The 7,289-nt window shown below is 57.8% G+C and carries 6 protein-coding genes; 5 read left to right on the top strand and 1 reads right to left on the bottom strand.

The window, feature by feature from the left end; genetic code table 11:
- Positions 1-272 precede the first annotated feature (272 nt).
- The 4 genes from B7449_RS10670 (at position 273) to B7449_RS10655 (ending at position 5,144) form a co-directional block, all read left to right on the top strand.
- Entirely contained in the window at positions 273-1,643 is a 1,371-nt protein-coding gene (locus B7449_RS10670) for an NAD-dependent succinate-semialdehyde dehydrogenase (protein WP_039733926.1), read from the top strand.
- 191 nt (positions 1,644-1,834) lie between these two features.
- A complete protein-coding gene (locus B7449_RS10665) occupies positions 1,835-2,428 on the top strand; it encodes a TetR/AcrR family transcriptional regulator (RefSeq protein ID WP_039733927.1) in 594 nt (197 codons plus the stop codon).
- Positions 2,429-2,513: 85 nt separating this feature from the next.
- Positions 2,514-3,671, top strand: coding sequence for an iron-containing alcohol dehydrogenase (locus B7449_RS10660; protein WP_039733930.1), 1,158 nt, complete (start codon positions 2,514-2,516; stop codon positions 3,669-3,671).
- An 81-nt stretch (positions 3,672-3,752) separates the two neighbouring features.
- Positions 3,753-5,144, top strand: coding sequence for an NAD-dependent succinate-semialdehyde dehydrogenase (locus B7449_RS10655; protein ID WP_039733928.1), 1,392 nt, complete (start codon positions 3,753-3,755; stop codon positions 5,142-5,144).
- Between the two features lie 177 nt (positions 5,145-5,321).
- Here B7449_RS10655 and B7449_RS10650 read toward each other — a convergent pair whose 3' ends face one another.
- A complete protein-coding gene (locus B7449_RS10650) occupies positions 5,322-6,047 on the bottom strand; it encodes an IS1595 family transposase (RefSeq protein ID WP_082084827.1) in 726 nt (241 codons plus the stop codon).
- Between the two features lie 253 nt (positions 6,048-6,300).
- Here B7449_RS10650 and B7449_RS10645 point away from each other — a divergent pair.
- Positions 6,301-7,289 (top strand): tyrosine-type recombinase/integrase (locus tag B7449_RS10645; RefSeq protein WP_048883605.1); only part of this gene is annotated, 989 nt, incomplete at its 3' end.

Below are 7,289 nucleotides of genomic sequence, written 5' to 3'. Positions count from 1 at the left end.
CGGTCATCCACATCGCTGCCGCAGCAGACTGGATCAAGCCCTAACAGGCCCTAAACTCGGTGCATAACACCCTGTCTAAAAAGGGAGTTTCACGCGATCTTGAGCGAGAATCCGTTTGTCATGCGCCGATGTCTATATATATTTGTATATAGACAAACACAGCCGACAGCTCATCATCCTGATACATCGTCACGTGCCTGCGGGCCGATCCGGCCCCCATGCAGAGATGGAAAGGGCTGGCTGACAAAATAAATGGGAGGCCACTGTTCACCATGCTTTACCAGTCCATCAATCCGTACACGGAAGAAACGCTCAAGACATTCGACCTGCATTCGGATGCCCAACTTGCCGGTATCATTACACAAGCGGATACCACCTATAAAAAGAACTGGCGCAATAAAACCTATGCCCAGCGTGCTGTAATACTGCACAAGGCCGCTGAAATCATGCGGCATAACCGCGATGCATTCGCCACGCCAATTACCGTAGAAATGGGCAAGCTGTTCCGCGAGGCACAGGCTGAAGTAGACCTGAGCGCCGATATTCTTGATTACTATGCCGACAATGCCGAGAAATTCCTCGCCCCCGTCGACCTGAAGGTCGATGACGGCAAGGCCACGATCCTGAGCCAGCCCATTGGCATCGTCTTCTGTATCGAGCCGTGGAATTTTCCCTATTACCAGTTGGCTCGCGTGGCAGGTCCCAACCTCATGGCCGGTAACGTGCTGATCGTGAAGCATGCACCCGGCGTGCCGCAATGCGCGGTGATGTTTGAAGAACTGTTTGCCGATGCGGGCGCACCCGAAGGCACGTATTCAAACGTGTTCATTACCAACGAACAGTCGGCAACCGTCGTGGCTGACCCACGCGTGCGTGGTGTGGCGCTGACTGGTAGTGAACGCGCAGGCAAGGCCGTGGCAGCCGAAGCAGGCAGCGCGCTCAAGAAGAACACCATGGAACTCGGTGGCAGCGACGCCTTTATCGTGCTGGATGATGCCGACCTTGATGTTGCAATCAAATGGGCGGTCTGGGGGCGGATGAACAATACCGGGCAGTGCTGTGTCGCGGCCAAGCGGTTCATTGTTCATGAAAAGATTGCCGATGCCTTTACCACGCGCTTCAAGGCCGCACTTGAAAACCTGGTGGCGGGCGACCCGATGGATGAAAAGACCACGCTTGGCCCGCTATGCAGCGAAAGCGCGCTGAAACTGGTGCTGGGACAGATCGAAAACGCCGTGGCGCACGGTGCGCGTGTGGTGACCGGGGGCAAGCGTATTGAGCGTCCTGGCTATTTCCTGCAGGCGACCATCCTTGACAATATCAACAACGATAATCCGGCCTTCCATCAGGAATTCTTCGCGCCCGTGGCCATGATCTTCCGGGTGCCAGATGAACAGTCGGCCATCGAGCTTGCCAATGATTCCCCCTATGGCCTTGGCGGCTCCGTCATGACCACCGATATCGAACGCGGAAAGCGGGTCGCCAGTCAGATTGAAACGGGCATGGTCTTCATTAACCGCTCGACATGGACCGCACCCGGCCTACCGTTTGGTGGCGTGAAAAACTCCGGTTACGGCCGTGAACTGTCCTCGCTGGGTATTGAAGAGTTCATCAACAAGAAACTGGTGCATACACCAGCCTGAATATGGAATCCGGCCCGTCTGGCCGGATAGCCGAAAAGTCCGCTGTTCAGATCGGGACAGCGGACATCAAGGCTGCGGCGGGGCGCCCCTTCTGGCCTCGTCTTGTTGAGGAACAGGTAGCGGACAGAAAAGAGACGACCAGTCTAATTTTTATCTGGACACCCTGACTGATCATCCGTATATACACTCCCATGAAGATTGCAGAGAAACATCGCGCTGCCCGACAGCACATCCTGGAAGCGGCCCGGCCGCTGATCGGCCAGCGCGGTTTCTCGGCCGTCGGTCTGGCGCAGATACTGGATGTCGCGGGCATTCCCAAGGGATCGTTTTACCATTACTTCGAGTCCAAAGAAGCTTTTGGTGAGGCCCTGCTCCAGACTTATATCGACGACTATCTGATAAAAATGGATGACATCCTTGGTGACTGCAATACGAACGCAGCACAACGGATCACCCGTTACTGTCAGTTCTGGCGCGATACCCATATCGAAGGGCAGATCGGGAACAAATGCCTGATCGTAAAGCTGGCGGCTGAAGTATCGGACCTGTCCGAACGGATGCGCGCCATTCTCGATGTCGGCACCCGTACGGTCATCGACCGGATCAGTGCCGTCATCAGCACGGGACAGGAAGAGGGGTCCATTGGCAGCACACAGCCCGCGCTGATGCTGGCGGCGTCGCTGTACCAGCTCTGGCTGGGTTCGACGCTTATGGTGAAGATTACCCACAGTTCTCCGCCGTTTGATCATGCCTGGGCAGCAAGCAGGCGGCTACTGGAAATCTAGTTTCCGGAGCATGGCAGAGTGCCCTGTTCCACGATTTTAATAGACGACCGGTCTATTGTAGACGACCGGTCCAATAGGTATGAAAATGCAGAATTTCGAATTCTACAACCCCACTCGGGTCCTGTTTGGCAAAGGCATGATTGCACGCCTTGATGAACAGCTGTCACCTGAAGCCCGCGTGCTCGTTCTGTATGGTGGCTCCAGCGCGGAACGCAGCGGCACGCTGAATGAGGTGCGGGCGGCACTGGGCAAGCGGACCTTCCGTGAGTTTGGTGGCATTGAAGCCAACCCGACCTACGAAACCCTGATGAAAGCCGTGGCCATGGTGCGGGCAGAAAAGCTCGACTTCCTACTTGCAGTCGGTGGCGGATCGGTCATGGATGGCACCAAATTCGTTGCTGCCGCCGTGCCGTATGAAGGCGAGCCATGGGACATTCTGGTCAGCAAGGGAGAAGCGGCGAAGAAGGCACTGCCGCTGGGCACCGTTGTCACCCTGCCTGCGACCGGGTCCGAAATGAACTGCCTGAGCGTGATTTCACGTCAGTCCACGGGTGACAAGCTGCTGTTTTCCAACCCACTGGTCTATCCGCGCTTTTCCATGCTCGACCCCATGCGCACCATGAGCCTGCCCATGAAGCAGGTCATCAACGGTGTCGTGGACTCCTTCGTGCATGTGATGGAGCAGTACATGACCTATCCGGTCGACGGCATGGCGCAGGACCGCTTTTCCGAAGGACTGCTGTCCAGCCTGGTGGAAATCGGGCCGCGCATCGTCGCCACACCGGAAGATTATGACCTGCGCTCCAACCTCATGTGGGTTGCGACCCTGGCGCTGAATGGCCTGATTGGTGCGGGCGTGCCGCATGACTGGACCACGCACATGATCGGCCATGAAATCACGGCGAAATACCACATTGACCATGCCCGCACGCTGGCCATGGTGTTCCCTGCCCTGCTGAAGGTGCGCCGCACCGAAAAGCGCGCCAAGCTGCTGCAGTATGCCGCGCGGGTCTGGAACCTGACCGAAGGCACGGAAGACGAGCGGATCGACGCAGTTATCCGCAAGACCGAGGAATTTTTTGAAAACCTTGGCGTGCCGACCCGTCTGTCGGCCTACGACATCGGGGCTGATGGCATCAATGACCTGGTTCAGCAGCTTGAAGATCACGGCATGACCCATCTGGGTGAAAACGGTGATGTCACGCTGGATGTCAGCCGCCGGATACTCGAAGCCGCTGCCTGATTTCCACTGAAATACCACCGGGATACGGGCACACGTCGTATCCCGGGCATAACTGACTTTATTAAGGGACAGATATCCAAAATGGCTTACGCATCAACCAATCCCTATACCAACGAAGTTGTTGCAACCTTCGCGGATGCGACGGACGCGGAAGTACAGACGGCCCTGAGCGAAGCGCACGCTGCATTTGAAAGCTGGCGCGACACATCCTTTGCCGATCGGGCAAAGGTCATGAACGCGGCTGCCGCCATCCTGCGCCGTGACATTGATAAATACGCCCGTCTTGGTACGCTGGAAATGGGCAAGCTGTTCGAGGAATCAAAGAAGGAAGTCATTCTTTCTGCCGAGATCTTCGAATACTATGCAAATCATGCCGAAGAACTGCTGAAGCCGGAAATACTGCCGGTTGCCAACGCCGTGGAAGGCAGACCCGTCCTGGTTCACGAACCGCTGGGCATCGTGCTGGCGATCGAGCCGTGGAACTTCCCCTTCTATCAGGTCGTGCGCATTATCGCGCCGCAGCTTTCAGCCGGTAATGCCGTGCTGCTCAAGCATGCATCCAACCTGCCGCAGTGTGCCGCAGCTTTTGATACACTGATGGCGGAAGCGGGCCTGCCCAAGGGGCTGTTCCGCAACCTGTATGCGGCGCGCCCCCACACTGCCATGATCCTGAACGACCCGCGCGTATGTGGTGTTGCCCTGACGGGTTCGGAAGGGGCTGGCACCGTTATTGCCGGCATTGCGGGCAAGGCGCTGAAAAAGGCGACTATGGAACTGGGGGGCGCGGACGCCTTCATAGTGCTGGATGATGCCGATGTGGAAAAGGCAGCCCGCTGGGCGGTTATCGGTCGCCACTGGAATGCCGGTCAGGTCTGTGTTTCGGCCAAGCGCCTGATCGTGGTGGATGCGGTTTATGACCAGTTCCTTGCCCTTTACAAGGAAGGTGTTGCGGCCCTGAAGGCGGGCGACCCGATGGACCCGGCCACCACGCTTGCTCCCCTGTCGTCACAGGCAGCGGCAGACGACCTGCGCGATCAGGTCACGCGGGCGATGGATCTGGGCGCGAAGGTCGAGGTCATCGGGGCGCCGGTGCCGGAACAGGGCGCATTTTTCCAGCCGCTGCTCATGTCGGGGCTTGATGAAAAGAATGCAGCCCGTCACTGGGAATTCTTTGGTCCCGTTACCCAGATATACCGCGCAAAGGATGAAGCGGACGCCATCCGTATCGCCAATGATTCCCCTTACGGACTGGGTGGTTCCGTATTTACGAAGGACGAAGCACGCGGTGCACGGGTGGCCCGCGCCATCCGCACGGGCATGGTGTTCATCAACCATCCGCTGTCACCCAAGGCCGACCTGCCGTTCGGTGGCATCAAGAACTCGGGCTATGGCCGTGAACTGATCGGTCTTGGCATCAAGGAGTTCATCAACCACAAGCTGATCAACGTGGTGGATATCGACGCGGCATTCTGACGAAACAGGAGAGATCGGGCACAATGACGCGTGCCCGGTCGCCGCGCCTGCTTCCACCAGTCGTGCAGGCTGTCTCCCGAACAGCCAGGCTTGCCACCAATCTCCCGACAGGCCGCCGAAATACTCGGGTAATCCGATCGATGTTCGTCCAGAAGACGTACGGCGCGCTCATGGAACTCAGGCGAATAACGCGATGTCTTCTTCTCTACCATAGGGTTCATCCTCCGAGAGTTTTACTCTCCGGTAAACCCAGGGCAGTTTAGCCCATTGAGTGAGGATTTTCATGAGTTTTGCAGGCGAGCCAATGTTGAAGCGCCACCCGCATTCGGCGAAGAAGAGATGGAAGTCTTTGCGTGGTATTCCGTTGTATCGCCGCAGATGCCGCTTCGCCTGGCTCCATAAATTCTCAATGCCGTTGATATGGTTTCTACCCAAGGCAAGATGCCTGCTGTGATCAAGACGTTCGTGATGGAATTCCAAGACATCCAGCTTGTCGTAAGCATGCCAGGAATCGCTGTAAACGATTGAATCTGGCTGTACTTTCTTTCGAATGATCGACATCAGCGTCTGATGTCCGGCGTCGGGAATCATGATGGCATGGACACGGCCATGTCGTTTCAGCAGGCCAAAGACGGCCACTTTTCCGGCAGCACCCCTGCCTCGTTTTCCTTTGCGATGTCCACCGAAATAACTCTCATCGACTTCGATTTCACCAGAAACCGGCGCCTCATGAGCAATCTGTTCCGCAATGACCTCTCGCAATTTCCGGTAATACAGGGTCACTGTATTACGATTGACGCCTACGAGTTCGGCAGCACTCCGGGCAGGCGTGCCCGCAACGAAGTGCTCCAGAAGGCGTTTTTGGGTGCTGAGAGGCAGCCGACTGCGACGACGTGCTTTCATATGACATATCAAGCCTTTAGGCTTACCTATGCCAGCCCCTAATTTTTTCATAATTAAAGATATTTTTGCACCTTAATTAGGAGTATTCTCGTAATTGATGTATAAAATAGATGATTGATAGAATGGGGCTTTTATTCCTATTAATTAGACTTCCCGACAAAACTCCCAAAATGCGTCCGTTTCCGAGCTTTTCCACCACGTCTGCCTACCTGCCCCTCCCCTACTACCCATGTGAAGGCCGGGCGAGCCCGTCATGCTGAGCGATGTCCGGATCCTCGGTTCCAAACGGCAGGCGCAGGCGGCGCTGCACGCCCATGTCGACCCGCTGACACGGCAGCGCCTGGCCAAGACACAGGATATGGAACGCTGGCGGGAAAGCCTTTCGACCGCGCGCTTTACCCCGCCCCTGCCCCTGCTTCTGGCGGGGATCGAACGGCCGGACGGTACCTATTCCCCGGATACCCCTCTTGCGCAGGGCGTGCCATATGCCGCGGCGGCCCAGCAGATGGCTCAGGACCATATCGGCGATGCCCCATCGGGGTTTGAACTGGCTGTCGGACTGGAAATCGATGACGGCACGCCCCGCTTTCTGGCCTGGTTCCGGCCACTCCAGTCTGTAGGGTCCTGTCCCGAGACGTCAGACGCAGCGCCGCCTGCGCCCGTCGGCCAGCCGGCAGCTACCGTCGCGCAATGGTTTTCCGTCGTCTCGGCACAACCTGTACCCGAACATGATGGCCGCCTTGCCACCGCCCGTCAGGCGGCTGATGCCTATATGCACCGCAGCAAGGCCGGGAACACGCTACGCACCTATCGTGCCGCCGTACGGTCCTGGTGCCAGTGGGCTGCTGGCCATGCCCTGCCCGCCCTGCCCGCCCGCGGCGAAGATGTCGCCGCCTATCTGGCCGATATGGCGCTGCAGGGGCGCAGGACCAGCACCATCGACCTGCACCGTGCAGCCCTGCGCTACCTGCACCACCTGGCACAGATCGCCGTGCCGACTTCCCATCCGATGGTGACCGCAACCCTCGCCGGCATCCGTCGGGAAGCCAAGGAGGCTCTGCCCCGCCAGAAAACCGCGCTCACCTGGGACAGGCTGGTCCGGGTCGTCGATACCATCAGTCCACATGATCTGGTCGGCGCGCGGGACCGGGCCATTCTTCTGCTCGGTTTTGCCGGCGCGTTCCGACGCTCCGAACTGGCCGCACTGAAGGTGGACGACATCACGGTGGACGAGGATGGCAT

This window comes from Komagataeibacter intermedius TF2 (assembly GCF_000964425.1).
Lineage (GTDB): Bacteria > Pseudomonadota > Alphaproteobacteria > Acetobacterales > Acetobacteraceae > Komagataeibacter > Komagataeibacter intermedius.
This window is presented reverse-complemented; position numbering and strand designations above follow the sequence as displayed.

Coding starts and splice junctions, on each gene's coding strand:
- B7449_RS10670 (WP_039733926.1), top strand. CDS start 273: ATGCTTTACCAGTCCATCAATCCGTACACGGAAGAAACGCTCAAGACA.
- B7449_RS10665 (WP_039733927.1), top strand. CDS start 1,835: ATGAAGATTGCAGAGAAACATCGCGCTGCCCGACAGCACATCCTGGAA.
- B7449_RS10660 (WP_039733930.1), top strand. CDS start 2,514: ATGCAGAATTTCGAATTCTACAACCCCACTCGGGTCCTGTTTGGCAAA.
- B7449_RS10655 (WP_039733928.1), top strand. CDS start 3,753: ATGGCTTACGCATCAACCAATCCCTATACCAACGAAGTTGTTGCAACC.
- B7449_RS10650 (WP_082084827.1), bottom strand. CDS start 6,047: ATGAAAGCACGTCGTCGCAGTCGGCTGCCTCTCAGCACCCAAAAACGC.